The organism is Rhodococcus sp. T7 (assembly GCF_009872365.1).
In the GTDB taxonomy this organism is placed as follows: domain Bacteria; phylum Actinomycetota; class Actinomycetes; order Mycobacteriales; family Mycobacteriaceae; genus Rhodococcus_F.
This window is the reverse complement of sequence record NZ_WXYH01000384.1, coordinates 1-23,675: the sequence shown is the minus strand read 5'-3', so window position 1 is coordinate 23,675 and position 23,675 is coordinate 1. Positions and strand designations below refer to the sequence as shown.

Sequence of the window (23,675 nt, the reverse complement as noted above, 5' to 3'; positions counted from 1 at the left end):
CTCGCTCCTTCTTTCCGGGGCAATCCTGGAGGTCGACGATCGGGCTTCAGTCGCCGCAGCAGCCGCCGGGCACGGTCCGAACGTCCCGGGTGATCTGGTTGCGTGCCGCCAGATCCGCGTCGTCGGGGTAGTCGACCCGCACCAGGGACAGTCCGTGCGCGGGGGCCACCAGAATCGAACTCGACCGCGACTTCTCGCGGAGGAGACCCTCGATCCAGCCCAGATCGCGCCTGCCCTCCCCCACTGCGAGGACCGCACCGACGAGACTGCGCACCATCGACCAGCAGAACGCGTCGGCGCTGACGAAGGCGGTGAACACGTCGCCGTCGCGTTCCCAGTCGAAACGCTGCAGATCGCGGACCGTGGTGGCGCCCTCCCGGCGTTTGCAGAACGCCGCGAAGTCGTGCAACCCCAGCAGCGTCGCGGACGCCGAGCGCATGAGTTCGAGGTCGAGGACCTTCGGATACGACGCGGTGTCCCGGGCTCGGAGCGGGTCGGCACCGTAGACCGCCGATGTCAGGCGGTACTCGTAGTGCCGCCGCATCGCGGAGAACCGTGCGTCGAAGTGTTCGGGCGCGAAGGAGATCTGCTTGATCCGCACATCCTTCGGCAGAAACCGCGCGAGTCTGCGGACCAGCCGAGACGGGTCGTCCGGGATCGCGTCGAGCGGAACGTCGACGTGTGCGACCTGACCGGTGGCGTGGACGCCGGCGTCGGTCCGCCCCGCGACCGTGAGCTGCAACGGCGTGCGCAGGACGGCGCCGAGCTTCTCCTCGATCTCCCCGCACACGGTGCGCAGGCCGTTCTGGCGGGCCCACCCGGAGAAGTCCGTTCCGTCGTACGCGATGTCGAGTCGCAAGCGACGGGTCTCATACGAAACGGGCCCGCCGTCCCTCGGGGGGACGACGGGCTCGTTCGATTCAGCGTGTGCCGAAACCAAGTGGACTAGTCCTTCTTGGCCTCTTCGGCCTCGGGAGCGTCGGCCGCGGTGGCGGACTCGTCCTCGATGGCCTCGACGACGGCGTCAGCGTTCTCGACCTCGGCGTCGGTTGCCTCGGCCTCGACGGCCTCGACGACGTTCTCCTCGGCGGGAGCAGCAGCCGGCGCATCCTTCGACGCCTTCACGCGACGAGCGCGGTCGGCCTCGGAGGTGACGGTCTTCTCCTTGACGAGCTCGATGATCGCCATCGGCGCGTTGTCGCCCTTGCGGGGGACCGTCTTGATGATGCGGGTGTAGCCGCCGTCACGATCGGCGTAGAACGGGCCGATCTCCGCGAACAGGGTGTGCACGACATCCTTGTTGCGGATGACCTTCAGAACCTCGCGACGGTGAGCCAGGGTTCCGGCCTTGGCGTGCGTGACGAGCTTCTCGGCGTACGGGCGCAGGGCCTTGGCCTTGGACTCCGTGGTGGTGATGCGGCCGTGCTCGAAGAGCGCGGTAGCCAGATTGGCGAAGATCGCCTTCTGGTGCGAAGCCGACCCGCCGAAGCGGGCACCCTTCTTGGGCTTGGGCATGATGATCTCCTAGTAAAGGACCGTGAGCTACAGCTGTTCGGTCTCGGCGTAGTCCTCGGTGCCCTCGGCATCACCGAAGGAACCGGCGTCCGTGTCGCTCCACGTTCCGGTGGCGGCGTCGTAGCCGGCAACAGTGGTGGGATCGAAGGACGCGGGGCTGTCCTTGAGGGCCAGGCCGAGCGAATGCAGCTTGACCTTCACCTCGTCGATGGACTTCTGTCCGAAGTTGCGGATGTCGAGCAGATCGGACTCGGTACGGCCGACAAGCTCACCGACGGTGTGAACACCTTCGCGCTTGAGGCAGTTGTAGGAACGGACCGTCAGGTCCAGGTCCTCGATGGGCAGTCCGAACGAAGCAATGTGATCGGCCTCGGCGGGCGAGGGTCCGATCTCGATGCCTTCTGCTTCGACGTTCAGCTCACGGGCCAGGCCGAAGAGCTCAACCAGGGTCTTGCCCGCAGAAGCGAGCGCGTCCCGAGCGGTGATGGAGTTCTTGGTTTCCACATCGAGCACGAGCCGATCGAAGTCGGTGCGCTGCTCGACGCGGGTGGCCTCCACCTTGTAGGTGACCTTGAGCACCGGCGAGTAGATCGAGTCGACCGGGATACGGCCGATCTCGGCGCCGGACGCCTTGTTCTGGACGGCGGGGACGTAGCCGCGACCGCGCTCGACGACGAGCTCGATCTCCAGCTTTCCCTTGTCGTTCAGGGTGGCGATGTGCAGATCCGGGTTGTTCACGGTGACGCCGGCCGGGGGCACGATGTCGCCTGCAGTCACAGCGCCGGGGCCCTGCTTGCGGACGTACATGGTGACCGGCTCGTCCTCTTCGGAGCTCACGACGAGGCCCTTGAGGTTCAGAATGACGTCGGTGACGTCTTCCTTCACACCGGGAACTGTGGTGAACTCGTGCAGAACGCCGTCGATGCGGATGCTGGTGACAGCAGCGCCGGGGATCGACGAGAGCAGCGTACGGCGGAGCGAATTGCCGAGGGTGTACCCGAAGCCTGGCTCGAGGGGCTCGATGACGAACTTCGAGCGGTTGTCAGCGATGACCTCTTCGGTCAGCGTGGGTCGCTGAGAAATGAGCATTGGATTTCCTCCTGTACGGGCGTCCGCTATTTGACGCCCACGATGGGAAAGGCACTTCGTGCCCGTGCGCCTTTCCGGTAGTCGGAACTACCGGAAAGGCGCACGAGCGGTCAGGCCTACTTCGAGTAGTACTCGACGATGAGCTGTTCCTGCAGAGGAACGTCGATCTGCGCACGCTCGGGAAGCTGGTGAACCAGAACCCGGAGACGTCCACCGACAACCTGCAGCCAACCCGGGATCGGGCGATCGCCCTGGGTCTCGCGCGCAACCTGGAAGGGAAGCGTGGACAGCGACTTGTCCTTGACATCGATGATGTCGTACTGGGAGACGCGGTAGCTGGGGATGTCGACCTTCTTGTTGTTCACGAGAAGGTGACCGTGCGTGACCAGCTGACGGGCCTGGCGGCGGGTGCGTGCCAGTCCGGCGCGGTACACGACGTTGTCGAGACGCGACTCCAGGATGCGGAGCAGGTTCTCACCGGTCTTACCGGGGCGGTTGTTCGCCTCCTTGTAGTACAGGCGGAACTGCTTCTCCATGACACCGTAGGTGAAGCGAGCCTTCTGCTTCTCCTGCAGCTGGAGCAGGTACTCGCTCTCCTTGATCCGCGCGCGGCCGTGCTGGCCCGGCGGGTAGGGACGACGCTCGAACGCCTGGTCGCCTCCAACGAGGTCGACGCGCAGACGACGCGACTTGCGGGTGATGGGTCCGGTATAACGTGCCATTTTTTTTCTACCTATCCTTCCCGCTAGACCCGACGCCGCTTGGGCGGACGGCAGCCGTTGTGCGGCTGGGGGGTGACATCGGAAATGGTGCCGACCTCGAGGCCTGCAGCCTGAAGCGAGCGGATCGCGGTCTCACGGCCGGAGCCGGGGCCCTTGACGAAGACGTCCACCTTCTTGACACCGTGCTCCTGCGCCTTGCGGGCTGCATTCTCTGCGGCCAGCTGGGCGGCGAACGGGGTCGACTTACGCGAACCCTTGAAGCCGACGTGTCCCGAGGACGCCCAGGAAATCACGTTTCCGGCGGGGTCCGTGATGGACACGATGGTGTTGTTGAACGTGCTCTTGATGTGAGCGGCGCCGTGCGGGACGTTCTTCTTGTCCCTGCGACGCGCCTTCTGGGTCTTCTTCGGACCGGTGCTACGTGACTTGGGGGGCATTACTTCGCCTTCTTCTTGCCTGCAATGGTGCGCTTCGGACCCTTACGGGTACGGGCGTTGGTCTTGGTGCGCTGACCACGCACGGGCAGACCACGACGGTGGCGCAGGCCCTGGTAGCAGCCGATCTCGATCTTGCGTCGGATGTCGGCCTGGACCTCGCGGCGAAGGTCACCCTCGACCTTCAGCGACTCCTCGATGTACTCGCGGAGCTTGGCCAGATCCTCGTCCGAGAGATCCTTGCTCCGCAGATCCGGGCTGACGCCGGTGGCGTCCAGGATCTCCTTGGAGCGGGTACGGCCGATGCCGTAGATGTAAGTAAGTGCGATCTCCATCCGCTTTTCACGGGGAAGATCGACACCTGCGAGACGTGCCATGTCGGCATTTCCTATCGGTGTGCGGAGGTCTGCTCCCAGTCCATCCCCTGTGCCTCTTCAAACGCCGGCGGTCTCGCGACCGACAATGCTTCAACTAACTCAGTGGGGCCCCGGCCTCCGTGCCGGGGGTGAACCAATACCTGCTCGAGAGCCGTGAGTACTGGCTGGTGCTGGGAGGTCATCTTTGCTTGTTGCCAAGCAGATCCTCGAAAAGCGGAGATCTAGCCCTGACGCTGCTTGTGGCGCAGGTTCTCGCAGATCACCATGACCCGGCCGTTACGACGGATCACCTTGCACTTTTCGCAGATCTTCTTGACGCTCGGCTGAACCTTCACGTCTTCTGATCTCCTGTTTTGTGGCAGCCCACTACGCAGATCCGCAGCGGACGTACTTCTCCCCGACCTGGTCGGGCGGGGAAGCTTTTACTTGTACCGGTAAACGATGCGTCCGCGCGACAGGTCGTAGGGCGACAGCTCCACGACAACGCGATCTTCCGGGAGGATGCGAATGTAGTGCTGACGCATCTTTCCGCTGATGTGGGCGAGAACCTTGTGGCCGTTCTCGAGCTCAATGCGGAACATCGCATTGGGCAGCGGCTCGACTACTCGTCCCTCGACCTCGATGGCCCCGTCTTTCTTAGCCATATCCTCCGCGATCCATGTGGTTTGGCGTGCTTATTGCATCTGTTTCCGTTACCGTGGCGCCCAATGGGATCTTCACCGGCCGAAACATGAACAATCCGGATCGAATCCGGCACTGGGCACGCAGACAACCGGCACGCATAGCGCACCGTTGATCCATGTTACGGGAAATTGCTCACCAGGCCAAATGCGGTCCTCGGACGACCCGCGCGCCTGGCGAGAATTCCGCTTCCGAACCCCACCGGACACGACTCTCGAAGGATGGTGTGCGTGCGCGCCCTGGTACAGCGAGTGACGTCCGCGTCGGTCCGAGTGGACGGCGACGAGGTGGGACGGATCACTCCCCCGGCCGGCGGCCACGGGCTGCTCGTCCTGGTCGGCGTCACCCATACGGACGACGCGGCGAAGGCGGCGCTGCTCGCGAAGAAGGTGTGGACCATGCGCATCCTGGAGAACGAGCAGTCCGCTGCCGACCTCGACGCCCCGGTGCTCGTCGCCAGCCAGTTCACGCTGATGGCGGACACCCGGCGGGGCAGGCGCCCGTCCTGGTCCGCCGCGGCGCCAAGGCTCGTGGCGGAACCACTGGTGGACGAGTTCACCGGCGCCCTCCGCGAGCTGGGCGCAACCGTCGAGACGGGCGTGTTCGGCGAACACATGGAGATCAGCCTCGTCAACGACGGCCCGGTGACGCTGCTGATCGACGTGTAGCCCGCACCCACGGGCGGCCGCTACTCCGGACGCAGGGTCAGGATGCGCGGTCCGTCCTCGGTGACGGCGACCGTGTGCTCCCAATGCGCCGCACGGGTGCCGTCCGTGGTGACGACGGTCCAATCATCCTCGAGGACAACCGTATCCGTGGTACCGAGGGTCAGCATCGGCTCGATCGCCAGAACGGAACCGACCACCAGTTGAGGCCCCTTGCCGGGGGCTCCCTCGTTGGCGAGGAACGGCTCCATGTGCATTTCCCGGCCGATGCCGTGACCGCCGTAGCCGTCGACGATGCCGTACTTGCGGTCGTGCGCGACCTCGGCGGCGCGGGTGCCGAGTTCGATGGCGTGCGAGATGTCGGTGAGCCGGTTGCCGGGCAGCATGGCCGCGATCCCCGCCTCCATCGACAGCCGGGTGGCCTCGCTGAGCTGCTGGTCCGCTTCGATGATGTCGCCGACACCGAACGTCCACGCGGAGTCACCGTGCCAGCCGTCGAGAATGGCGCCGCAGTCGATGGAGACGAGGTCTCCCTCGGCGAGAATGTCTTCTGCCGAGGGGATCCCGTGCACCACGCGATCGTTCACAGACGAACAGATCGACCCGCTGAACCCGTGGTAGCCCTTGAACGACGGCACGGCGCCGGCGCCACGGATGACCGACTCGGCCACCTCGTCGAGTTCGAGCGTGCTCACACCCGGCTTCGCCGCTTCGCGGACCGCGACGAGAGCCGCACCGACGATGGCACCGGCGGCCGCCATCGCGTCCAGCTCTCCCGCGGTCCGGAACGGAACGACCTTGCGCTTACGCCCGAAGCCCATTACTTACCCAGCGCTGCCAGTGCGCGAGCGTTGACCTCGTCGACCTCACCGAGGGCGTCGACGGTCACCAGCTGCTCCTTGTAGTGATCGAGCAGCGGCGCGGTCTCCTCGCGGTACACCCGGAGCCGGTTGCGGATGACATCTTCCTTGTCGTCGGCGCGGCCACGGGCTAGCATCCGCTCGACCACGACGTCCTCGTCGACGATGAACGACAGCACGGCGTCGAGCTTGGTGTTCAGCTCGGCCAGGATCGCCTCGAGCGCCTGAGCCTGGTCGACGGTCCGGGGGAAACCGTCGAGGAGGAACCCGTTCGCGGCATCCGGCTCGCCGACGCGGGCCTTCACCATGTTGTTGGTGATCTCGCTGGGAACCAGGTCCCCGGCGTCCAGGTACTTCTTCGCCTCGAGGCCGAGAGGGGTGGCCTGGCCGATGTTCGCGCGGAACAGGTCGCCCGTGGAGATGTGCGGGACGCCGAGCTTCTCGGACAGGATCGCGGCCTGGGTGCCCTTGCCTGCACCGGGAGGACCAAGGAGGACAAGTCTCACTTGAGGAACCCTTCGTAGTTACGTTGCATCAATTGACTTTCGATCTGCTTGACCGTGTCCAGGGCGACGCTGACGAGAATCAGCACGGCCGCACCACCGAAGATGCTGCTGGAGGTCTGGCTTCCGGACAGGAAGAAGTGGGGCAGCACCGCGATCAGGCCGAGGTAGATCGAGCCGGGAACGGTGATGCGGTTGAGCACGTAATTCAGGTAGTCCGCGGTGGGGCGACCCGGGCGGATACCGGGGATGAAGCCGCCGAACTTCTTCATCTCGTCCGCGCGCTCTTCCGGATTGAACGTGATCGCGACGTAGAAGAACACGAAGAACACGATCAGCGCGAAGTAGATGACGATGTACACCGGGTTGTTCGGATTCACCAGGTACTCGTTGATGATCCGCTGCCACCAGCTGGGGTCGGCGGCCGACGTGGCACCGGTGAGCTGCGCGATGAGGTTCGGCAGGTACAGCAGCGACGACGCGAAGATGACCGGGATGATGCCCGCCTGGTTGACCTTGAGCGGCAGGTACGTCGACGAACCGCCGTACATCTTGCGGCCGACCATGCGCTTGGCGTACTGCACCGGGATACGCCGCTGGCCCTGCTCGACGAAGACCACGCCGGCGATGATGGCGAGCGCCGCGACGCAGATGATCGCGAAGATCAGTCCACCGCGGCTGTCCAGGATGGCCTTGCCCTCGGACGGCAGGCGGGACGCGATTCCCGAGAAGATCAGCAGCGACATGCCGTTGCCGACACCGCGCTCGGTGATGACCTCGCCGAACCACATGACGAGTGCAGCACCTGCGGTCATGACCAGCACGATGATGACGAGACCGAAGATGCTCTTGTCGGCGATGATCTCTTCCTGGCATCCCTGCAGCAGCTGGCCGCGGGACGCGAGCGCCACGATGCCGGTGGCCTGCAGGATCGCCAGGGCGATCGACAGATAGCGCGTGTACTGCGTCATCTTCGCCTGGCCGGACTGGCCTTCCTTCCGGAGTTCCTCGAACTTCGGAATGACGACCGTCAACAGCTGGACGATGATGCTGGCCGTGATGTACGGCATGATGCCGATCGCGAAGATCGACAGCTGCAGCAGTGCACCGCCGGAGAACAGGTTGATCAGCGAGTAGATGCCCGCGGTATCGCCGCCCGACAGCTGATCGACACACGATCGGACGTTGGCGTAGTCGACGCCCGGCGACGGGATCACGGCACCGATGCGATACAGCGCAACGAGACCGAGCGCGATGAGGATCTTCCGCCTCAGGTCCGGGGTCCTGAGGGCCGAGACGAAGGCGGAAAGCAAAGATCCTCCTGGCACGACGGTGGGGAGACGAAGTCGTAAGCAGACTTGTCCGTGAATGAACTCTAGAACTCTAACAGTGGCAACTGAACGCACAGTTGGGAGACCTGCGGCAGTGCTGCCCGTACAGCCGCAAATGGCCGCAGTACAGCGCGAGGCTGTACTGCGGCCATCTACTGGCTAGCGGTGATAGCTCACAGCTCGGTGGCGGTACCACCGGCAGCAGCGATCTTCTCCTTGGCGGAGCCGGTGAACTTGTCGACCGTCACCTGGACGGCGACAGTCAGGTCGCCGTCGCCGAGAACCTTGACGAGCTGGTTCTTGCGAACGGCACCCTTGGCAACGAGGTCCTCGACCGTGACCTGTCCACCCTCGGGGAACAGACGGGCGATGTCGCCGACGTTGACGACCTGGTACTCGGTGCGGAACGGGTTGGTGAAGCCCTTGAGCTTGGGCAGACGCATGTGCAGCGGCATCTGTCCACCCTCGAAGGCGGCGGGCACGTTCTTGCGGGCCTTGGTGCCCTTCGTGCCGCGGCCTGCGGTCTTGCCGCGCTTGCCGCCTTCACCACGACCGACGCGGATCTTGTCGGACTTGGCTCCCGGCGCGGGGCGCAGGTGATGCAGTTTGATGGTCATGGTTAGACCTCCTCAACTGTGACGAGGTGGCGCACCACGTTGATCAGACCGCGGTTCTGCGCATTGTCCTCGCGGACAACCGTCTGACGGATGCCCTTCAAGCCGAGGGTGCGCAGCGAGTTCCGCTGGTTCTGCTTGGTACCGATGGTGCTCTTGATCTGAGTGACCTTGAGTTCGGCCATTACTTCACGCTCCCAGCCTGTGCGCGCGCACGCAGCATGCCGGCGGGGGCAACGTCCTCGAGGGCGAGACCGCGGCGAGCGGCAACTTCCTCGGGGCGCTGCAGGCCCTTGAGCGCAGCGACGGTCGCATGCACAACATTGATGGCGTTGTCGCTACCGAGCGACTTCGACAGAATGTCGTGGATGCCGGCGCATTCCAGCACGGCACGCACCGCGCCACCGGCGATGACACCGGTACCGGGGCTTGCCGGACGCAGCATGACGACGCCCGCTGCGGCCTCACCCTGAATCGGGTGCGTGATGGTGCTGCCGATCATCGGAACGCGGAAGAAGCTCTTGCGAGCCTCCTCGACGCCCTTCTGGATGGCCGCAGGAACTTCCTTGGCCTTGCCGTAGCCGACGCCAACCAGTCCGTTGCCGTCGCCCACGATCACCAGAGCGGTGAAGCTGAAGCGACGACCACCCTTGACGACCTTCGACACGCGGTTGATCGTGACAACGCGCTCGATGTGGTTCGACTTCTCGGCCGACTGTCCGCCGCGACGATCGTCGCGACCGCCACCACGACGGTCGCCGCCGCCGCGGTTGTCCCCGGTGTTGGGGCCATTCTGTCCGGCGGGTCCGCTTCCGCCGTCACGCCTCTGACGTCCCGGCATCAGGCTGTCCTTCCGTTCATGTACTCGGTCTTGGTCATCAGAACTTCAACCCGCCTTCGCGAGCTGCGTCCGCAAGGGCCGCGATGCGACCGTGGTAGCCGTGTCCGCCGTGGTCGAACACGACGGTCTCGACACCGGCTGCCTTCGCGCGCTCGGCGATCAGCTGACCGACCTTCGCACTGAGGGCCTTCTTGTCGCCGTCCGCTGCACGCACGTCGGCCTCGGTGGTCGACGCCGCGGCCAGGGTGTGGCCTGCGAGGTCGTCCACGAGCTGGACGTGGATGTGGCGCGAGGACCGGTTGACGACCAAGCGGGGACGCTCGGGCGTGCCGGAGACCTTCTTGCGGAGACGGAAGTGACGACGCACCTTCGACAGGCGACGCTTCGTGGACGCATCCTTGCCGAGCGGAATCCGCTTGGCTTTCTGGTTTGCAGTCTGGCTCATATCACTTACCCGTCTTTCCGACCTTGCGGCGGATCTGCTCACCCTCGTAACGCACGCCCTTGCCCTTGTACGGGTCCGGACGACGGAGACGACGGATGTTGGCCGAGATCTGCCCGACCTTCTGCTTGTCGATGCCCGACACCGAGAACCTGGTGGGCGACTCGACCGCGAAGGTGATGCCTTCCGGAGCCTCGATCGGGACCGGGTGGCTGTAGCCGAGTGCGAACTCGAGGTCCTTGCCCTTGAGCGCGACGCGGTAACCGACGCCGTGAATCTCCATCTTGGTGGTGTAACCGTCGGTGACACCGGTGATGAGGTTCTGAACCAGGGTGCGAGACAGACCGTGCAGCGCGCGGCTGCGACGCTCGTCGTCCGGACGGGTCACGCTGAGCGTGCCGTCGTCGTTCTTCGCAATGGCAATCGGCTCGGAGATCGTCAGGGCCAGCGAGCCCTTGGGTCCCTTGACCGTGACGTCCTGGCCGTCGATCGAGACGTCGACGCCGCCGGGGACGGTGACGGGAATCTTTCCAATACGCGACATTGTGGTGGCCTCCCTTACCAGACGTAGGCGAGGACTTCCCCGCCCACTCCTTGATTGGCCGCCTGGCGATCGGTGAGCAGGCCGGTGGACGTGGAAATGATCGCCACGCCGAGGCCGCCCAGAACCTTGGGCAGGTTGGTGGACTTCGCGTACACACGCAGACCCGGCTTGGAGACGCGGCGCACGCCGGCGAGGCTGCGCTCACGGCTCGGGCCGTACTTCAGGTCGACGATGAGGGTCTTGCCGACCTCGGCGTCTTCGGTGCGGTAGTCGGCGATGTAACCCTCGCGCTTGAGGATCTCGGCGATGTTCGCCTTGATCTTCGAGTGGGGCAACTTCACCTCATCGTGGTACGCCGTGTTGGCGTTGCGCAGACGCGTCAAGAAGTCTGCGATGGGGTCGGTCATGGTCATGAGGTTGACCTCTACCTTTCTCACAACGGTTCCCTCTGCCGTTTCCGGCGCAGGCCTATCGCGAAGTAGGTCTTACGTTTCCCGGTCCGAGGTTACGAACCGGAAGTCTGTGGGGGGTGACGCCGTCGCCGGGGAGGCGACGGCGTCACCGGCTCACCAGGAGCTCTTGTGAACGCCGGGCAGCTCGCCGGCGTGCGCCATCTCACGGACGCAGATTCGGCACAGGCCGAACTTGCGGAACACCGAGTGCGGACGGCCGCAGCGCTGGCAGCGGGTGTAGGCGCGCACCGCGAACTTGGGCTTCTTGTTGGCCTTGTTGACCAATGCCTTCTTAGCCATTAGCTCAGTTCTCCTTGAACGGGAAGCCGAGGTGCTTCAGCAGGGCACGGCCTTCTTCGTTGTTGGTCGCGGTGGTCACCACGGTGATGTCCATGCCGCGCGGGCGGTCGATCTTGTCCACGTCGATCTCGTGGAACATCGACTGCTCGTTCAGGCCGAACGTGTAGTTGCCGTTGCCGTCGAACTGGTTGCCCGACAGGCCGCGGAAGTCCCTGATGCGGGGAAGCGCGACGGACACGAGACGGTCCAGGAACTCCCACATGCGGTCGCCACGCAGCGTGACGCGGGCACCGATCGGCATTCCCTCGCGGAGCTTGAACTGCGCGATGGACTTGCGTGCCTTGCGGATCTCGGGCTTCTGACCGGTGATCAGAGCGAGATCGTTGACGGCACCGTTGATCAGCTTGGCGTCGCGCGCGGCGTCACCGACACCCATGTTGACGACGACCTTGACGACGCCGGGGATCTGCATCACGTTGGCGTAGTCGAACTCGGTGTTCAGCGCAGCCTTGATCTCCTCGCGGTAGCGAGTCTTCAGGCGCGGCTGGATCTTGTTCTCAGTGGAGGTCATGTCAGATGTCCTTCCCGTTCTTCCGGGAAATCCGAACGCGCTTGCCGGACTCTTCGTCGGTCCGGTAGCCCACGCGAGTGGGGTTGCCGTCCGAGTCGACGACCGCGACGTTGGAAACGTGGATCGGGGCTTCCTGCGTGACGATGCCGCCGGAGGAAGCTCCGCGCTCGTTCGCGGAAACCGCGGTGTGCTTCTTGATGCGGTTCACGCCTTCGACGAGGACCTTGTTGGTCGCGGGGTAGGCCTGGATGACCTTGCCCTTCGCGCCCTTGTCCTTGCCGGCGATGACCAGCACGGTGTCACCCTTGTGCACCTTCATCACAGCACCTCCGGGGCGAGCGAGACGATCTTCATGAACTTCTTCTCACGCAGCTCGCGGCCGACGGGGCCGAAGATGCGGGTGCCACGGGGATCGTTGTCCGGCTTGATGAGGACGGCGGCGTTCTCGTCGAACTTGATGTACGACCCGTCCGGACGGCGGCGTTCCTTGGTGGTGCGGACGATGACGGCCTTGACGACCTCGCCCTTCTTGATGTTTCCACCCGGGATGGCGTCCTTGACGGTGGCGACGATGATGTCACCGATCCCGGCGTAGCGGCGAGACGAACCACCGAGAACGCGGATGCAGAGAATCTCCTTGGCACCCGTGTTGTCGGCGACGCGCAGCCGCGACTCCTGCTGAATCACTTACTTCTCCTTGACCTGGACTGTTGCACGGCAGATTTCCGACCCGACGTGCGCGGTCTGCACCCGTGCCCTGCGAGAGGGGCCGCCCGGGTGGGCGGCACAACGGTGGGGTTGCCGTGCGTCTGCCGCAAGGCAACCCCACCATCGTACTGGATGCATTATTCGGTTTCTTACTTGGCCTTCTCGAGGACCTCGACGAGACGCCAGTGCTTGGTCGCGGACAGCGGACGGGTCTCCATCAGCTGCACGCGGTCACCGATGCCTGCGACGCCGTTCTCGTCGTGCGCCTTCACCTTGCTGGTGCGCCGGATGATCTTGCCGTAGAGCGGGTGCTTGACCCGGTCCTCGAGCTCGACCACGATCGTCTTCTCCATCTTGTCGGAGACGACGTATCCGGTGCGGACCTTACGGCTGCCGCGCTCTTCAGTGCTCACTGCTTTTTCCTCACTCATGCCGCGTCACCTGCGTCCGGACCGACGGCCAGCCCGAGCTCACGCTCACGCAGAACGGTGTAGATGCGCGCGATCTCGTGACGAACGGTACGCAGTCGACGGTTGTTGTCCATCTGACCCGTGGCCATCTGGAAACGAAGGTTGAACAGCTCTTCCTTCGACTCACGAAGCCGGGTGACCAGCTCTTCTTCGGTGAGCTCGCGGAGCTCTGCGGCTGGGGTTCCAGTAGCCATCAGAACTGCTCCTCCCTTGTCACGATCCGGCACTTGCACGGGAGCTTGTGCATCGCGCGACGCAGGGCCTCACGAGCGATCTCCTCATTGGGGTAGCTCATTTCGAACATCACGCGACCGGGCTTGACGTTCGCGATCCACCACTCGGGCGAACCCTTACCGGAACCCATGCGGGTTTCGGCCGGCTTCTTGGTGAGGGGGCGATCCGGGAAGATGTTGATCCAGATCTTGCCGCCACGCTTGATGTGCCGGGTCATGGCGATACGAGCGGACTCGATCTGCCGGTTGGTGATGTAGGCGGGCTCGAGAGCCTGGATGCCGTAGTCACCGAAGGTCACCTGGGTTCCACCCTTGGCGGCACCCGAACGGCTCGGATGGTGCTGCTTGCGGTGCTTGACCCGCCGTGGGATCAACATGCGTCAGCCCTCCTTCTGTTCAGTCGTAGCGGGTGCATCGGCGGTGGCGGTCGCTGCGCGGCCGGCCTCGGTGCTGGTCGCGGTGGTGCCGGTGGCACCGGAGCGACGGGGACGGCTCGGACGCTCACGCCGCGGGCGGTCGCCTGCGGGAGCAGCCACGTTGGCGGCGAGCTCACGCTTGCCACCGACGATGTCGCCCTTGTAGATCCAGACCTTCACGCCGATGCGGCCGAAGGTGGTCTTGGCCTCGTAGAGGCCGTAGTCGATGTCCGCGCGAAGCGTGTGCAGCGGCACACGGCCTTCGCGGTAGAACTCCGACCGGGACATCTCGGCGCCGCCGAGACGACCGGAGCACTGAACGCGGATTCCCTTGACGTTGGGCTGACGCATGGCCGACTGGATGGCCTTGCGCATCGCGCGACGGAAAGCGACACGGTTCGAGAGCTGCTCGGCCACACCCTGTGCGACCAGCTGAGCCTCGGCCTCGGCGTTCTTGACCTCGAGGATGTTCAGCTGGACCTGCTTGCCGGTCAGCTTCTCGAGCTCGGAACGGATGCGATCGGCTTCGGCGCCGCGGCGGCCGATGACGATGCCCGGGCGGGCGGTGTGGATGTCGACACGAACACGGTCACGCGTGCGCTCGATCTCGACCTTCGCGATGCCCGCGCGCTCCATGCCGGTGGCGAGGAGCTTACGGATGGCGACGTCTTCCTTGACGTACTCCGCGTACTGCTTGTCTGCGTACCAGCGAGACTTCCAGTCGGTGGTGATGCCGAGGCGGAAGCCGTGCGGGTTGATTTTCTGGCCCACTACTGAGCACTTCCCTTCCGGCGATTACGGGTCGATGTTCCGGTCTTCGGCAGGCTCTCCACGATCACGGTGATGTGACTGGTGCGCTTGCGGATACGGAACGCACGTCCCTGTGCACGCGGCTGGAACCGCTTGAGGGTCGCGCCCTCGTCCACGAACGCCGTGGCGACGACAAGCGTGCTCGGGTCGAGGTCGAGGTTGTTCTCGGCGTTGGCTGCTGCGGAGGCGATCACCTTGGCGACCGGCTCGCTCGCTGCCTGCGGCGCGAACTTCAGGATGTTCAGGGCGTCTTCAACCGAACGCCCGCGGACCAGGTCCACAACGCGACGCGCCTTCATCGGCGTGACGCGCACGTGGCGCGCTACTGCCTTGGCGGTCGGGTTGGCGGTTTCGGTGTTGCTCATCGCCTCTTCGCCTTCCGATCATCCTTGATGTGACCCTTGAACGTGCGGGTCGGTGCAAACTCTCCGAGCTTGTGTCCGACCATCGAGTCGGAAACGAACACGGGGACGTGCTTGCGGCCGTCGTGAACCGCAAACGTGTGGCCGATGAAGTCCGGGATGATCGTGGAACGACGGGACCAGGTCTTGATGACCTGCTTGGTTCCCTTCTCGTTCTGCACGTCCACCTTCGCGAGGAGGTGGTCATCGACGAACGGGCCCTTCTTGAGGCTGCGTGGCATCCTTCACTCCCTCCTAGCGCTTGTTCTTGCCGGTACGGCGACGACGGACAATGAGCTTGTCGCTCGCCTTGTTCTTGCGGGTGCGGCCCTCGGGCTTGCCCCACGGGCTGACCGGGTGGCGACCACCGGAGGTCTTACCCTCACCACCACCGTGCGGGTGGTCGACCGGGTTCATCACGACACCACGGACGGTCGGGCGCTTGCCCTTCCAGCGCATGCGGCCGGCCTTGCCCCAGTTGATGTTCGACTGTTCGGCGTTGCCGACCTCACCGATCGAGGCGCGGCAGCGAACGTCGACGCGACGGATTTCGCCGGACGGCATACGCAGCGTGGCGTAGGTGCCTTCCTTACCGAGCAGCTGGATGCTGGATCCGGCCGAGCGGGCCATCTTCGCGCCGCCACCCGGGCGGAGTTCCACCGCGTGGATGGTGGTACCCGTCGGGATGTTGCGCAGGGGCAGGTTGTTGCCGGGCTTGATGTCGGCGCCTGCACCGGACTCGACCGGTGCACCCTGGAACAGGCCCTTGGGGGCGATGATGTAGCGCTTCTCGCCGTCCGCGTAGTGCAGCAGGGCGATACGCGCGGTGCGGTTGGGGTCGTACTCGATGTGAGCGACCTTGGCCGGCACGCCGTCCTTGTCGTTGCGACGGAAATCGATCAGCCGGTAGGCGCGCTTGTGTCCGCCACCCTTGTGACGGGTGGTGATACGACCGTGTGCGTTACGTCCACCGCGTCCGTGGAGCGGGCGAACCAGCGACTTCTCGGGGGTCGACCGAGTGATCTCGGCGAAGTCCGAGACGCTCGAGCCACGACGGCCCGGGGTAGTCGGCTTGTACTTACGGATTGCCATGAGTCTTCTCGTCCTCTATGTCTCGTCAAGTCCCGGCGCTTACGCGACCGGTCCTCCGAAGATCTCGATGGGCTTGCTGTCGGCCGAGAGGGTCACGAGCGCGCGCTTGGTGTCCTTGCGCTTGCCGTAACCGAACCGGGTCCGCTTGCGCTTGCCCTGACGGTTGGCGGTGTTGACGCTGGTCACGGTGACGCCGAAGATCTTCTCGACGGCAATCTTGATCTGCGTCTTGTTCGAGTCCGGGTGCACCAGGAAGGTGTAGGTGCCTTCCTCGATCAGTCCGTAGGACTTCTCGGAGATGACCGGGGCGAGCAGGATGTCGCGGGGATCGGCGATGGTGCTCACTTGCCCTCCTCCTTGTTCTCTTCCTGGGCGGTCTCGGCGGGCCCGTGGATGAACGCGTTGAGCGCCTCGACGCTGAACACGACGTCATCGCTGTTGAGCACGTCGTAGGTGTTGAGCTGGTCGGGTGCAATGGGGTGCACGCCGTCCAGGTTCTGCACGCTCTTCCAGGCCGCGATGTCCGCGCGTCCGACGACGAGCAGGACCTTCTTGCGATCCGAGATCTCGCCGAGGAAGGTGCGGGCGGACTTCGTGGACGGAGTCTGACCGGCGACCAGTTCGGTGATCACGTGGATGCGCTCGTTGCGGGCCCGGTCGGAGAGGGCTCCGCGCAGTGCGGCGGCCTTCATCTTCTTGGGGGTCCGCTGGCTGTAGTCGCGCGGCTGCGGGCCGTGGACGGTGCCACCACCGGCGAACTGCGGTGCACGGGTCGAGCCCTGACGGGCGCGGCCGGTGCCCTTCTGGCGGTACGGCTTCTTGCCACCGCCGCGAACCTCGCCGCGGGTCTTGGTGGAGTGGGTGCCCTGGCGTGCAGCGGCGAGCTGCGCGACGACAACCTGGTGGAGAAGCGCGATGTTGGCAGGCGCGTCGAAGATCTCCGCGGGGAGATCGACGGTGCCGTTGGTCTTGCCGCCGGCGACCTTGACGTCCAGCGTCAGCTTGGTCGTCGATGTCTCGGTGCTGGTCATGCTCGTGCACCACCCTTCACTGCACTCTTGACGATCACGAGGCCACCCTTGCGGCCGGGGATCGCACCCTTGATCAGCAGCAGGCCGTTCTCGGCGTCCACCTTGTGAACGGAGAGGTTCTGCGTCGTGATGCGGTCGCTACCCATGCGGCCGGACATGCGCATTCCCTTGAACACGCGGCCCGGAGTGGCGCAACCACCGATGGAACCGGGGCGACGGTGAACGGCCTGTGCACCGTGCGATGCACCCTGACCGGAGAAGCCGTGGCGCTTCATGGTTCCGGCGAAGCCCTTACCCTTGCTGGTTCCGGTGACGTCGACGTAAGCGCCGTCCTCGAAGACCTCGGCGGTAAGTTCCTGGCCGACCTCGTACTCCGAGGTGTCGGCAACGCGGAGCTCCACAACGTGGCGGCGCGGGGTGACGCCGGCCTTGGCGAACTGGCCGGAAGTCGGCTTGTTCACCTTGCGCGGGTCGATGGCGCCGAACGCGAGCTGCACGGCGCTGTAGCCGTCACGCTCTTCGGTACGAATCTGGGTCACGACGTTCGGTCCGGCCTTCACGACGGTGACCGGAACGACCCGGTTGTTCTCGTCGAAGACCTGGGTCATGCCGAGCTTGGTGCCCAGGATTCCCTTGATCTTGGTATCAGTCATTGTTTTTGTCTCCGCCGCGCTCACTGAATGTTGACGTCGACGCTGGCCGGAAGGTCGATGCGCATGAGCGCGTCAACCGTCTTGGGCGTCGGGTCGAGGATGTCGATAAGCCGCTTGTGAGTACGCATCTCGAAGTGCTCGCGCGAGTCCTTGTACTTGTGCGGCGAGCGGATGACGCAGTACACGTTCTTTTCGGTCGGCAACGGCACGGGTCCAACGACGCGGGCCCCGGTACGGGTCACCGTCTCGACGATCTTGCGCGCTGACGCGTCGATCGCCTCATGGTCGTAGGCCTTGAGCCTGATGCGGATCTTCTGTCCCGCCACGCTTAGTGTCCTTTTCTTGCCGCGTTTCGTAGTCCCACCCGAGTCGGGCCGAACTACCTCGTCTGCACAGTCCCTTACCTGGGCCGCAACTGTCCGAACGCTAGGCGACCGGGACACACCCGATCCGCTGCCGCTGTTCATCTGTCATGGTTCTCCGGTACACGCGGTCGGGCGTGTCGCCCTCCCACTCATTCTCCGACCCGCAACTTTTCAGCTCTTCGGGCCGGGAACGCGTACCGGATGCACTCAATGCGAGTGCCAGTAGGTACTGCTTCCGTCTTGCATGTGGCCGCGAGCAGGTCATTCGATCTACACCGCGACGTTTCACCCCACCTGTTTCGGGCCGCAAACGATCGCGTCCCAGACAAGGCAACCCGACCAGTATGCCGTACCGCGCAGGAGAGATCAAACCGGGCTCGATCACACTCGCCGGGCCCCGAACTTACTTTGAAGTAATATCTGGGCATGACACCCTCGAGCCCCACCTACGCCGCCTGGCAGAAGCTTCCCGACAACGCGCTCGGACACGCGTTGTTCTCCGTCGGCATGTGCATCCGCGTCCCCTACTTCGGCTCGGTGTTCCCCCGCGTCGTCGAGATGCGGCCGGGCCGTTGCGAGGTGCGGGCACCGAAGTGGTGGGGCGTCCGCAACCACCTCGGCACGTTCCACGCGATCGCCGCGTGCAACCTCGCCGAGGCGGCCATGGGCATGCTGTCCGAGGCGACCGTGCCGCCGACGCACCGGTGGATCCCGAAATCGATGACCGTCGACTACCTCGCCAAGGCGAACGGGCCGCTGCGGGCCGTCGCGGAACTGACGGAATTGCCGGACTTCGGCGCGATGACCGCGGGCACCGACGTGGTCGTCTCCGTGCGCATCCTCGACCGCCGGGGAGCCGAGGTGGTCCACACCGACATCACGACGTGGGTCACACCTCGACAGCGCTAGACCTTCTGGGCGTCCTTCTCCATCGCCTCTATCAGGCTCTTCGGACGCATGTCCGTCCAATTAGCTTCTACGTAGGCGAGGCAAGCGTCACGCGAATCCTCACCGAAGGCGGTCGCCCATCCAGCAGGAACGTCCGCGAAGACGGGCCACAGTGAGTGCTGTCCCTCGTCATTCACAAGTACGAAGAATCGACCGTCTACGTCGTCGAATGGATTAGTCAAGGCATACCTTTCGTCAACCGTCGCGCATGTGCGCAACGCGGTACCAACGTCGGAATGGTATCGGTGTGGATTCCGCAGGTGTTACCGAGCTGAATGCAATGCGGGTTTCCACCTCCCCGATTGCCCGCACTGAATCTCTACTTGGGCTCAGGCCATCAGGGGACCTCCGGTAACATCCACTCTGGGTTCCGAGATTCAAGTACATCGAAGACAGACGCGCCTGCGTGGAGCGCATCGCCAGTTGATCCAATGCCGACAGCGGAGTGTAGATGCCGAATTTCAGGGACGTAGCGGTACTGGTGGAGAACGTCCACAAGTCCTTCGGCGACGTCCATGCTCTGCAGGGAATCAACTTCAAGGCTGACCGGGGAACGGTGCTCGGCATTCTCGGACCGAACGGTGCGGGGAAGACCACCATCGTGAAGATCCTCGCCACCTTGATGCGACCGGATCACGGTCGGGCATTCGTAGCGGGTCATGACGTTGTGCAGAATGCACCCGCCGTCCGACGATCGATCATGATGACCGGGCAGTACGCTGCGCTCGACGAAACACTCTCGGGGAGGGAAAACCTCGAACTGTTCGGTCGGCTGATGGGCCTGGACAAGGCCTCCGCTCGACAGCGAGCGGACGTGCTGCTGGACGAATTCGATCTGACTCCGGCCGGACGTAGAGCCGTGAAGAATTACTCGGGCGGCATGCGAAGGCGGATCGACATCGCGTGCGGGCTCGTGGTGCGCCCTGAGGTCGTATTTCTCGACGAACCGACCACGGGCTTGGATCCGCGAAGCCGCCAAGGAGTGTGGAGCCTCGTTGAGAAACTAAAAGGGCAGGGAATCACCACACTCCTGACAACGCAATATCTAGAAGAGGCAGATCTCCTCAGCGACAACATCATCGTCATCGACAAGGGCACCGTGATCGCCGAGGGAACGGCAGATCAGCTGAAGGCCAGGACAGGTGGAAGCTACTGCGAGGTGGTTCCACTCGATCCACAGCATCTCCCATGGGTCGTGCAGGCTCTAGGTGAACTGGTTCCGCTTGATGTTCGCGCCGAACTGACCCATGACGACGACCGGCTGTCCTTTCCTGCACCGGCCGGCGCGGCCACACTGACGGAGGCCCTTCGTCGGCTCGATTCCGCACGGATCGAACTTGCCGATATCGCCCTGCGAAGGCCGTCGCTCGACGACGTATTCCTCTCCATCACGGGCCATTCGCACGCGGGAGCGGACCGATGACCGCAATCGCAAAGGCAGGAGGAGAGCGCGGACGCACGTCCCGCGCTTTCGCTACTCCCGCGAGACGCGTCGGTTCACATCGACGGCCTGAGCCGACCGGAATTCAGCAATGGCTCGCGCTGACGAGGCGGATGGTCGTATCGATGGCCAAGAATGGCGCTCTTCTGGTCGCCTTGATCGCCCCGCTAGTATTCACGCTCGGTTTCTACCTTCCGCTGAAGTTCGTAATGCAGGTCCAAGGAATCGACTACGCGCAGTTCCTGATGCCCATCATCGTTCTCCAGGCCATGGCATTCACGGCGATTTCGGCTGCACAACTCTCGGCAATCGAGGCTGTCACCGGACTGAGCGATCGGCTTCAGACTATGCCCGTCGCCGCGCTCGCGCCGCTGGCCTCACGTATGACAGGCGGACTCGTCCGGTCCATTGTGTCGTTGGTCGCCGCTCTCGCCTACGGCTATGCCATCGGATTCCGGTTCACTGCGGGTCCGTGGCAGGCCCTGTGGTTTTGCCTCCTCTCACTGGCAGTGAGCACCGCCTTAGCCCTAGGGGCGGACGCTATCGGAACACTCTCCAAGAGTCCGGAGGCAACCAGCCAGGCACTCACGCTGCCCATGCTTATCTTCGGGATGCTCTCCTGTGGATTCGTAGCTGAAACAGGATTTCCAGAATGGGTCAGGCCCTTTGTGCGCAATCAGCCGATTTCACAATTCTCCTTCGCCATGCGGGACATGGCGGCAGGCGGCGTGCAGCCATCAACCCTGTGGCCGGCGCTCGCGTGGATCATCGGACTGTCCGTTGTGTTCCTTCCTCTGGCCGTGTGGGCGAGTGTGAGACGGAAATGAGTGAACCAGCCGAGATTTCGATGATTGCCAAACCCTCACCCACCCTGGAGTTCCCTCCAAACCCACATAGTCGTTCCGAAGGTTCCTGGTCCGCACTTGCCTCGCACAGCCTCATCCAGTGCAAACGCTTGCTGATGAGATGGTCCCGCGACCCAACGACCATGATTCAGTCACTCCTCTATCCGGCGTTGACGCTCCTAATGTTCCGGATAGTTCTAGGGGATTCGATATCAGCTGCCACGGGACAGCCCAGCATCTTCGGCACGGTGCCGATGATCACCCTGGTAGGTGCGATGTTCGGTTCGATCGTGAGCGCCGTGGGCCTCAAAGGCGAAAAGCAGAATGGTCTGCTCAGCAGGTTCTGGACACTCCCTGTCCACAGAGCGTCCGGGCTGGTCGGTCGTATGCTCGCCGAAGCGGTCAGAGTCCTGGCGACAACACTGGTAATCCTTGGTGTCGGTATGGCCTTGGGCTTCAGGTTCAATCAGGGGATGCTTGCCGGCGTGGCCCTCCTGCTGCTGCCAGTCATTTTCGGCATGGGATTCGCCGTCATGGTGACAGCGCTGGCCACAGTTTCGGGCGACGCTCCCCTTGTCGAGATCGTCTCGATCGCGGCCACACTGTTGATGTTCTTCAATTCGGGCTTCGTTCCGGTGGCCGCATACCCTCCGTGGTTGCAGCCCATAGTGGCCGCCCAGCCGATGTCGTGTGCGGTCGACGCAATGCGAGGCTTGTCACTTGGTGGTCCGGTGATGGAGCCCCTGTTGCAGACGCTGGCATGGTCTTTGGGAATGATCGCGGTCTTCCTCTATCCGGCGATTCGAGGATATCGGCGGGCCGCCGCGACGGGGCGCTGACCCCGCAAGAGAGACCGTGTTGCAGCTGATACTGTGAGCACAGTCGACAATGCTGAAATCTGCGAGGACGACGGATTCCCGGAGAACGCGGCTGCCGGGAGTCCCGGTAGAAAGCGGACAATGGAACCCCGGTACACAAGGCCTGTGTCAACTCTGGCAGCGCTCGCCTTCCTGAGTATTTCCACGATCTTCACGCAAGCGATCGCCCTCGCGGATCCTCAAACCGTCGTCCCCGAGCCTCAGGTGGAACTGATCAACCCGCCGCCGGGCGCCAACGATTGGGACTGCAGACCTACAACTGCCCATCCCCGCCCGGTCGTCTTGGTCCACGGGACCGCTGAGGACATGGCCACAACATGGCGAGTGCTCTCTCCTGAGCTCAAAGCGGACGGGTATTGCGTTTTCGCCCTCAACTACGGCGGCGCACCGCGAGCAGTTCCACCATTCACGACGGTGTGGGGTGTCCAAGATATCCGTTCGTCGGCGCGCGAGCTCGCCGCCTTTGTCGACGCGGTGCGATCACGTACAGGTTCGCGGCAAGTAGACATCGTCGGTCACTCACAGGGCGGCACAATGGCACGGCAATACTTGCGCTTCGAGGGCGGCGCCAACATCGCCAATCCGGCGGAGAACAAGGTCTACTCACTGGTCACTCTTGGCGCGACCAACCACGGAACCACGTGGGATGGCGACATCTTGGTGCGCCTCCGCGAGCTGGCCGCGGCTCACGGCTTCGATAACGAGACGCTGGATCAATTCCTCTTCGGTGTCGCCGTAAGCCAACAAACGGTCGGCTCATCACTACTCGAGGCACTTAACCTGGACGGCGATGTAGATGCCGGGGTGAATTACACGGTCATCGCGTCTCGGACCGACACGATGGTGACGCCGCCCGAGAGTACTTTCTTGTCGTCCGATGGTCGCGCCTCCGTGAACAACGTGTGGGTCCAGGACGGCTGCCCCTCCGAGCAGACGTCGCACACCGGCCTCATTTCGGACGCACGATCGCTATACCTGGTCAATACCGGTCTCGACCCGACCTACGCGGACTCCCGTAGCGCCCCGTGCGGATCGTGATCCGCACGTTGGCAGCGAGCGCCGTCAGCGGCGCAGCAAACGCACCACGATCGCGGACCCTGCGGCGCCGGCCGTCCCGGATCTGGTGACGCGGGACTTCACCGCCTCCGCTGTGAACACCAAGTGGTGCGGCGACATCACCTTATGGAAGAGTCGGGCCTGATCCGACACGAAGAAGCGACTGGCAGGTGGTCACTGAGATATTACCTATCCGGGCGCAGTCTGAGGTGGTGAGCTGCTGGTAGGTGATCACTGCTGATGATGTCACCGCGGAACCTGTCAACCTTTTCGAGACAGAGTTTTCGTTGGTTTAGCCGGTCGGGTGGCTGGTTGCGTCCATGAAGATGGTGTACGAGCTGGGGATCGGAAGTACCGGCGTGTCGTAACCAGAAGATAGGCGGTCAT

39 protein-coding genes and 1 pseudogene are annotated in these 23,675 nt (G+C 64.0%); 7 read left to right on the top strand and 33 right to left on the bottom strand.

What is annotated here, in order from left to right; translation table 11 throughout:
* Positions 1–46 precede the first annotated feature (46 nt).
* The 8 genes from truA to infA all read right to left on the bottom strand — a co-directional run bounded on the left by truA (position 47) and on the right by infA (position 4,781).
* Positions 47–940, bottom strand: a complete 894-nt coding sequence (gene truA, locus MLGJGCBP_RS42695; RefSeq protein ID WP_201453356.1) for a tRNA pseudouridine(38-40) synthase TruA — start codon at positions 938–940, stop codon at positions 47–49.
* Between the two features lie 5 nt (positions 941–945).
* Entirely contained in the window at positions 946–1,515 is a 570-nt protein-coding gene (gene rplQ / locus MLGJGCBP_RS42690) for a 50S ribosomal protein L17 (RefSeq protein ID WP_087558459.1), read from the bottom strand.
* A gap of 27 nt (positions 1,516–1,542) precedes the next feature.
* Complete coding sequence (locus tag MLGJGCBP_RS42685) at positions 1,543–2,604, bottom strand: DNA-directed RNA polymerase subunit alpha (RefSeq protein ID WP_037244707.1); 1,062 nt, start codon at positions 2,602–2,604, stop codon at positions 1,543–1,545.
* A gap of 116 nt (positions 2,605–2,720) precedes the next feature.
* Positions 2,721–3,326 carry a 30S ribosomal protein S4 gene (gene rpsD / locus MLGJGCBP_RS42680; RefSeq protein WP_005239683.1) on the bottom strand — a complete coding sequence of 202 codons (606 nt, stop codon included), beginning with the start codon at positions 3,324–3,326 and terminating at the stop codon, positions 2,721–2,723.
* A 23-nt stretch (positions 3,327–3,349) separates the two neighbouring features.
* Positions 3,350–3,763, bottom strand: coding sequence for a 30S ribosomal protein S11 (rpsK, locus tag MLGJGCBP_RS42675; protein ID WP_005239680.1), 414 nt, complete (start codon positions 3,761–3,763; stop codon positions 3,350–3,352).
* Complete coding sequence (rpsM, locus tag MLGJGCBP_RS42670) at positions 3,763–4,137, bottom strand: 30S ribosomal protein S13 (protein ID WP_005239677.1); 375 nt, start codon at positions 4,135–4,137, stop codon at positions 3,763–3,765. Before rpsM ends, rpsK begins: the two co-directional genes overlap by 1 nt.
* Positions 4,138–4,358: 221 nt before the next feature.
* A complete protein-coding gene (gene rpmJ / locus MLGJGCBP_RS42665) occupies positions 4,359–4,472 on the bottom strand; it encodes a 50S ribosomal protein L36 (RefSeq protein ID WP_003938068.1) in 114 nt (37 codons plus the stop codon).
* 87 nt (positions 4,473–4,559) lie between these two features.
* On the bottom strand, positions 4,560–4,781 hold the full coding sequence (infA, locus tag MLGJGCBP_RS42660) for a translation initiation factor IF-1 (protein ID WP_003418601.1): 222 nt from the start codon (positions 4,779–4,781) through the stop codon (positions 4,560–4,562).
* A gap of 267 nt (positions 4,782–5,048) precedes the next feature.
* Between infA and dtd the strand changes: the two genes are divergently transcribed.
* Entirely contained in the window at positions 5,049–5,486 is a 438-nt protein-coding gene (dtd, locus tag MLGJGCBP_RS42655; RefSeq protein ID WP_160103640.1) for a D-aminoacyl-tRNA deacylase, read from the top strand.
* Between the two features lie 20 nt (positions 5,487–5,506).
* Here the strand turns inward: dtd and map are convergent, their stop codons facing one another.
* The 24 genes from map to rpsJ form a co-directional block, all read right to left on the bottom strand.
* The gene (gene map / locus MLGJGCBP_RS42650) at positions 5,507–6,304 is read right to left on the bottom strand and encodes a type I methionyl aminopeptidase (protein WP_160103638.1); all 798 of its coding nucleotides are present in this window, start codon (positions 6,302–6,304) and stop codon (positions 5,507–5,509) included.
* Positions 6,304–6,849: an adenylate kinase gene (locus tag MLGJGCBP_RS42645; protein WP_015889923.1), complete on the bottom strand. Its 546-nt coding sequence runs from the start codon at positions 6,847–6,849 to the stop codon at positions 6,304–6,306. Before MLGJGCBP_RS42645 ends, map begins: the two co-directional genes overlap by 1 nt.
* Positions 6,846–8,159, bottom strand: coding sequence for a preprotein translocase subunit SecY (gene secY, locus MLGJGCBP_RS42640; protein WP_087558460.1), 1,314 nt, complete (start codon positions 8,157–8,159; stop codon positions 6,846–6,848). Before secY ends, MLGJGCBP_RS42645 begins: the two co-directional genes overlap by 4 nt.
* A 191-nt stretch (positions 8,160–8,350) precedes the next feature.
* Entirely contained in the window at positions 8,351–8,794 is a 444-nt protein-coding gene (gene rplO, locus MLGJGCBP_RS42635; RefSeq protein ID WP_005239667.1) for a 50S ribosomal protein L15, read from the bottom strand.
* A 2-nt stretch (positions 8,795–8,796) separates the two neighbouring features.
* Positions 8,797–8,976, bottom strand: a complete 180-nt coding sequence (rpmD, locus tag MLGJGCBP_RS42630; RefSeq protein ID WP_005253859.1) for a 50S ribosomal protein L30 — start codon at positions 8,974–8,976, stop codon at positions 8,797–8,799.
* Positions 8,976–9,632 carry a 30S ribosomal protein S5 gene (rpsE, locus tag MLGJGCBP_RS42625; RefSeq protein ID WP_072945703.1) on the bottom strand — a complete coding sequence of 219 codons (657 nt, stop codon included), beginning with the start codon at positions 9,630–9,632 and terminating at the stop codon, positions 8,976–8,978. The genes rpmD and rpsE overlap by 1 nt, the downstream gene beginning before the upstream one ends.
* Before the next feature lie 37 nt (positions 9,633–9,669).
* A complete protein-coding gene (gene rplR / locus MLGJGCBP_RS42620; RefSeq protein ID WP_015889921.1) occupies positions 9,670–10,077 on the bottom strand; it encodes a 50S ribosomal protein L18 in 408 nt (135 codons plus the stop codon).
* A 1-nt stretch (position 10,078) separates the two neighbouring features.
* Positions 10,079–10,618 (bottom strand): 50S ribosomal protein L6, encoded by a 540-nt coding sequence (gene rplF, locus MLGJGCBP_RS42615; RefSeq protein ID WP_087558461.1) that lies wholly within the window; start codon positions 10,616–10,618, stop codon positions 10,079–10,081.
* A gap of 14 nt (positions 10,619–10,632) precedes the next feature.
* Positions 10,633–11,031 carry a 30S ribosomal protein S8 gene (rpsH, locus tag MLGJGCBP_RS42610; RefSeq protein ID WP_005239657.1) on the bottom strand — a complete coding sequence of 133 codons (399 nt, stop codon included), beginning with the start codon at positions 11,029–11,031 and terminating at the stop codon, positions 10,633–10,635.
* 153 nt (positions 11,032–11,184) lie between these two features.
* Entirely contained in the window at positions 11,185–11,370 is a 186-nt protein-coding gene (locus MLGJGCBP_RS42605; protein ID WP_005239644.1) for a type Z 30S ribosomal protein S14, read from the bottom strand.
* A 4-nt stretch (positions 11,371–11,374) separates the two neighbouring features.
* A complete protein-coding gene (gene rplE, locus MLGJGCBP_RS42600; RefSeq protein ID WP_005239642.1) occupies positions 11,375–11,941 on the bottom strand; it encodes a 50S ribosomal protein L5 in 567 nt (188 codons plus the stop codon).
* A 1-nt stretch (position 11,942) separates the two neighbouring features.
* On the bottom strand, positions 11,943–12,260 hold the full coding sequence (gene rplX / locus MLGJGCBP_RS42595; protein ID WP_005239640.1) for a 50S ribosomal protein L24: 318 nt from the start codon (positions 12,258–12,260) through the stop codon (positions 11,943–11,945).
* Entirely contained in the window at positions 12,260–12,628 is a 369-nt protein-coding gene (gene rplN, locus MLGJGCBP_RS42590; protein WP_005239639.1) for a 50S ribosomal protein L14, read from the bottom strand. Before rplN ends, rplX begins: the two co-directional genes overlap by 1 nt.
* A gap of 170 nt (positions 12,629–12,798) precedes the next feature.
* The gene (gene rpsQ / locus MLGJGCBP_RS42585) at positions 12,799–13,080 is read right to left on the bottom strand and encodes a 30S ribosomal protein S17 (protein WP_005239638.1); all 282 of its coding nucleotides are present in this window, start codon (positions 13,078–13,080) and stop codon (positions 12,799–12,801) included.
* Positions 13,077–13,313, bottom strand: a complete 237-nt coding sequence (rpmC, locus tag MLGJGCBP_RS42580; RefSeq protein ID WP_005239637.1) for a 50S ribosomal protein L29 — start codon at positions 13,311–13,313, stop codon at positions 13,077–13,079. Before rpmC ends, rpsQ begins: the two co-directional genes overlap by 4 nt.
* Positions 13,313–13,729, bottom strand: coding sequence for a 50S ribosomal protein L16 (gene rplP / locus MLGJGCBP_RS42575; RefSeq protein WP_005239636.1), 417 nt, complete (start codon positions 13,727–13,729; stop codon positions 13,313–13,315). The genes rpmC and rplP overlap by 1 nt, the downstream gene beginning before the upstream one ends.
* 3 nt (positions 13,730–13,732) lie before the next feature.
* A complete protein-coding gene (rpsC, locus tag MLGJGCBP_RS42570) occupies positions 13,733–14,539 on the bottom strand; it encodes a 30S ribosomal protein S3 (protein WP_005239635.1) in 807 nt (268 codons plus the stop codon).
* A complete protein-coding gene (gene rplV, locus MLGJGCBP_RS42565; RefSeq protein ID WP_005239634.1) occupies positions 14,539–14,943 on the bottom strand; it encodes a 50S ribosomal protein L22 in 405 nt (134 codons plus the stop codon). The genes rpsC and rplV overlap by 1 nt, the downstream gene beginning before the upstream one ends.
* The gene (rpsS, locus tag MLGJGCBP_RS42560; protein ID WP_003940820.1) at positions 14,940–15,221 is read right to left on the bottom strand and encodes a 30S ribosomal protein S19; all 282 of its coding nucleotides are present in this window, start codon (positions 15,219–15,221) and stop codon (positions 14,940–14,942) included. Before rpsS ends, rplV begins: the two co-directional genes overlap by 4 nt.
* 13 nt (positions 15,222–15,234) lie before the next feature.
* Entirely contained in the window at positions 15,235–16,071 is an 837-nt protein-coding gene (rplB, locus tag MLGJGCBP_RS42555) for a 50S ribosomal protein L2 (protein WP_015889918.1), read from the bottom strand.
* A gap of 39 nt (positions 16,072–16,110) precedes the next feature.
* Positions 16,111–16,416 (bottom strand): 50S ribosomal protein L23, encoded by a 306-nt coding sequence (gene rplW / locus MLGJGCBP_RS42550; RefSeq protein ID WP_005239632.1) that lies wholly within the window; start codon positions 16,414–16,416, stop codon positions 16,111–16,113.
* Entirely contained in the window at positions 16,413–17,102 is a 690-nt protein-coding gene (gene rplD, locus MLGJGCBP_RS42545) for a 50S ribosomal protein L4 (RefSeq protein WP_072945699.1), read from the bottom strand. The genes rplW and rplD overlap by 4 nt, the downstream gene beginning before the upstream one ends.
* On the bottom strand, positions 17,099–17,755 hold the full coding sequence (gene rplC, locus MLGJGCBP_RS42540) for a 50S ribosomal protein L3 (protein ID WP_087558463.1): 657 nt from the start codon (positions 17,753–17,755) through the stop codon (positions 17,099–17,101). The genes rplD and rplC overlap by 4 nt, the downstream gene beginning before the upstream one ends.
* Before the next feature lie 20 nt (positions 17,756–17,775).
* Entirely contained in the window at positions 17,776–18,081 is a 306-nt protein-coding gene (rpsJ, locus tag MLGJGCBP_RS42535) for a 30S ribosomal protein S10 (protein ID WP_003938093.1), read from the bottom strand.
* A gap of 465 nt (positions 18,082–18,546) precedes the next feature.
* Here rpsJ and MLGJGCBP_RS42530 point away from each other — a divergent pair, with 465 nt between their 5' ends.
* A complete protein-coding gene (locus MLGJGCBP_RS42530; protein WP_160103636.1) occupies positions 18,547–19,029 on the top strand; it encodes a hotdog fold domain-containing protein in 483 nt (160 codons plus the stop codon).
* Here MLGJGCBP_RS42530 and MLGJGCBP_RS42525 read toward each other — a convergent pair.
* A complete protein-coding gene (locus MLGJGCBP_RS42525) occupies positions 19,026–19,250 on the bottom strand; it encodes an MbtH family protein (protein ID WP_160103634.1) in 225 nt (74 codons plus the stop codon). The two genes, MLGJGCBP_RS42530 and MLGJGCBP_RS42525, sit on opposite strands and share 4 nt — an antisense overlap.
* Positions 19,251–19,519: 269 nt before the next feature.
* On the opposite strand from MLGJGCBP_RS42525, the gene MLGJGCBP_RS42520 reads away from it, so the two are divergent.
* The 5 genes and pseudogenes from MLGJGCBP_RS42520 to MLGJGCBP_RS42500 all read left to right on the top strand — a co-directional run.
* Complete coding sequence (locus tag MLGJGCBP_RS42520) at positions 19,520–20,491, top strand: ATP-binding cassette domain-containing protein (protein WP_160103632.1); 972 nt, start codon at positions 19,520–19,522, stop codon at positions 20,489–20,491.
* The gene (locus tag MLGJGCBP_RS42515) at positions 20,488–21,336 is read left to right on the top strand and encodes an ABC transporter permease (protein ID WP_160103630.1); all 849 of its coding nucleotides are present in this window, start codon (positions 20,488–20,490) and stop codon (positions 21,334–21,336) included. The genes MLGJGCBP_RS42520 and MLGJGCBP_RS42515 overlap by 4 nt, the downstream gene beginning before the upstream one ends.
* A complete protein-coding gene (locus tag MLGJGCBP_RS42510) occupies positions 21,333–22,193 on the top strand; it encodes an ABC transporter permease (RefSeq protein ID WP_160103628.1) in 861 nt (286 codons plus the stop codon). Before MLGJGCBP_RS42515 ends, MLGJGCBP_RS42510 begins: the two co-directional genes overlap by 4 nt.
* A 144-nt stretch (positions 22,194–22,337) precedes the next feature.
* Positions 22,338–23,270, top strand: a complete 933-nt coding sequence (locus tag MLGJGCBP_RS42505; protein ID WP_160103626.1) for an esterase/lipase family protein — start codon at positions 22,338–22,340, stop codon at positions 23,268–23,270.
* A gap of 19 nt (positions 23,271–23,289) precedes the next feature.
* Positions 23,290–23,412: pseudogene (locus MLGJGCBP_RS42500) on the top strand (IS3-like element ISRhosp1 family transposase); the annotation flags it as partial.
* Positions 23,413–23,675: the final 263 nt, after the last annotated feature.

What these genes read in the sequence shown, in the direction of transcription:
- MLGJGCBP_RS42605 (WP_005239644.1), bottom strand. Translation starts at nt 11,370, where the DNA reads ATGGCTAAGAAGGCATTGGTCAACAAGGCCAACAAGAAGCCCAAGTTC.
- rpsE (WP_072945703.1), bottom strand. Translation starts at nt 9,632, where the DNA reads ATGCCGGGACGTCAGAGGCGTGACGGCGGAAGCGGACCCGCCGGACAG.
- rpsQ (WP_005239638.1), bottom strand. Translation starts at nt 13,080, where the DNA reads ATGAGTGAGGAAAAAGCAGTGAGCACTGAAGAGCGCGGCAGCCGTAAG.
- rplP (WP_005239636.1), bottom strand. Translation starts at nt 13,729, where the DNA reads ATGTTGATCCCACGGCGGGTCAAGCACCGCAAGCAGCACCATCCGAGC.
- rpsD (WP_005239683.1), bottom strand. Translation starts at nt 3,326, where the DNA reads ATGGCACGTTATACCGGACCCATCACCCGCAAGTCGCGTCGTCTGCGC.
- rplV (WP_005239634.1), bottom strand. Translation starts at nt 14,943, where the DNA reads ATGAGCAACACCGAAACCGCCAACCCGACCGCCAAGGCAGTAGCGCGC.
- rplC (WP_087558463.1), bottom strand. Translation starts at nt 17,755, where the DNA reads ATGACTGATACCAAGATCAAGGGAATCCTGGGCACCAAGCTCGGCATG.
- rplF (WP_087558461.1), bottom strand. Translation starts at nt 10,618, where the DNA reads ATGTCGCGTATTGGAAAGATTCCCGTCACCGTCCCCGGCGGCGTCGAC.
- MLGJGCBP_RS42510 (WP_160103628.1), top strand. Translation starts at nt 21,333, where the DNA reads ATGAGTGAACCAGCCGAGATTTCGATGATTGCCAAACCCTCACCCACC.
- rplX (WP_005239640.1), bottom strand. Translation starts at nt 12,260, where the DNA reads ATGAAGGTGCACAAGGGTGACACCGTGCTGGTCATCGCCGGCAAGGAC.
- infA (WP_003418601.1), bottom strand. Translation starts at nt 4,781, where the DNA reads ATGGCTAAGAAAGACGGGGCCATCGAGGTCGAGGGACGAGTAGTCGAG.
- rpsH (WP_005239657.1), bottom strand. Translation starts at nt 11,031, where the DNA reads ATGACCATGACCGACCCCATCGCAGACTTCTTGACGCGTCTGCGCAAC.
- rpmC (WP_005239637.1), bottom strand. Translation starts at nt 13,313, where the DNA reads ATGGCTACTGGAACCCCAGCCGCAGAGCTCCGCGAGCTCACCGAAGAA.
- rplB (WP_015889918.1), bottom strand. Translation starts at nt 16,071, where the DNA reads ATGGCAATCCGTAAGTACAAGCCGACTACCCCGGGCCGTCGTGGCTCG.
- rplD (WP_072945699.1), bottom strand. Translation starts at nt 17,102, where the DNA reads ATGACCAGCACCGAGACATCGACGACCAAGCTGACGCTGGACGTCAAG.
- rpmD (WP_005253859.1), bottom strand. Translation starts at nt 8,976, where the DNA reads ATGGCCGAACTCAAGGTCACTCAGATCAAGAGCACCATCGGTACCAAG.
- rplQ (WP_087558459.1), bottom strand. Translation starts at nt 1,515, where the DNA reads ATGCCCAAGCCCAAGAAGGGTGCCCGCTTCGGCGGGTCGGCTTCGCAC.
- rplE (WP_005239642.1), bottom strand. Translation starts at nt 11,941, where the DNA reads ATGACCTCCACTGAGAACAAGATCCAGCCGCGCCTGAAGACTCGCTAC.
- rplR (WP_015889921.1), bottom strand. Translation starts at nt 10,077, where the DNA reads ATGAGCCAGACTGCAAACCAGAAAGCCAAGCGGATTCCGCTCGGCAAG.
- MLGJGCBP_RS42520 (WP_160103632.1), top strand. Translation starts at nt 19,520, where the DNA reads ATGCCGAATTTCAGGGACGTAGCGGTACTGGTGGAGAACGTCCACAAG.
- rpsM (WP_005239677.1), bottom strand. Translation starts at nt 4,137, where the DNA reads ATGGCACGTCTCGCAGGTGTCGATCTTCCCCGTGAAAAGCGGATGGAG.
- rplO (WP_005239667.1), bottom strand. Translation starts at nt 8,794, where the DNA reads ATGACCATCAAACTGCATCACCTGCGCCCCGCGCCGGGAGCCAAGTCC.
- map (WP_160103638.1), bottom strand. Translation starts at nt 6,304, where the DNA reads ATGGGCTTCGGGCGTAAGCGCAAGGTCGTTCCGTTCCGGACCGCGGGA.
- MLGJGCBP_RS42515 (WP_160103630.1), top strand. Translation starts at nt 20,488, where the DNA reads ATGACCGCAATCGCAAAGGCAGGAGGAGAGCGCGGACGCACGTCCCGC.
- rpsK (WP_005239680.1), bottom strand. Translation starts at nt 3,763, where the DNA reads ATGCCCCCCAAGTCACGTAGCACCGGTCCGAAGAAGACCCAGAAGGCG.
- rpsS (WP_003940820.1), bottom strand. Translation starts at nt 15,221, where the DNA reads ATGCCACGCAGCCTCAAGAAGGGCCCGTTCGTCGATGACCACCTCCTC.
- MLGJGCBP_RS42685 (WP_037244707.1), bottom strand. Translation starts at nt 2,604, where the DNA reads ATGCTCATTTCTCAGCGACCCACGCTGACCGAAGAGGTCATCGCTGAC.
- MLGJGCBP_RS42530 (WP_160103636.1), top strand. Translation starts at nt 18,547, where the DNA reads ATGACACCCTCGAGCCCCACCTACGCCGCCTGGCAGAAGCTTCCCGAC.